Origin of the sequence: Thermococcus sp. ES12, from assembly GCF_012027515.1 — an archaeon.
GTDB classification, from domain to species: domain Archaea; phylum Methanobacteriota_B; class Thermococci; order Thermococcales; family Thermococcaceae; genus Thermococcus; species Thermococcus barossii.
Window position 1 is genome coordinate 1 of sequence record NZ_SNUP01000092.1, and the last position, 427, is coordinate 427.

Sequence of the window (427 nt, forward strand, 5' to 3'; positions counted from 1 at the left end):
GTGGCCTGTAGACGTCTATATCGTTGATTTCAAAAACAATGCCAATTGGACAGTTCATCAGGTTTGGAATTTTGACGATGGAACATCTCAAGGCTGGAGCGGTGGAACTATTTCAAGTGCATTCAGTATTCAAGCTGGTGGATATAGTTACAGAAATAATACCACCAACGGAACAGAAGTCTTTACACAAAGCGGTTATCAGTTACCAACGGCTTCAAAGATTTTCCTTGTTGGTTACTTTGCAATGGACATGGATAGTACAAGCGATTATATAAAAGACTTGAAAATCAAGTTTGGCGGTCAAGTAGTTACGCAATTCTTAGGAACTTTAGTTAAGAGAGATTCTGGAGAACCGCAGTATCAAGGCTGGTTCCAGTTTGGTGCTAATCTATCAGACTTTAGCGGTTCAGTCGGAGATTTACAAATT

At 39.8% G+C, this 427-nt stretch carries 1 protein-coding gene; it reads left to right on the top strand.

Annotation, left to right across the window (positions count from 1 at the left end):
• On the top strand, window positions 1-427 hold a 427-nt coding region (locus E3E37_RS11205), incomplete at both ends, for a hypothetical protein (protein ID WP_167717432.1).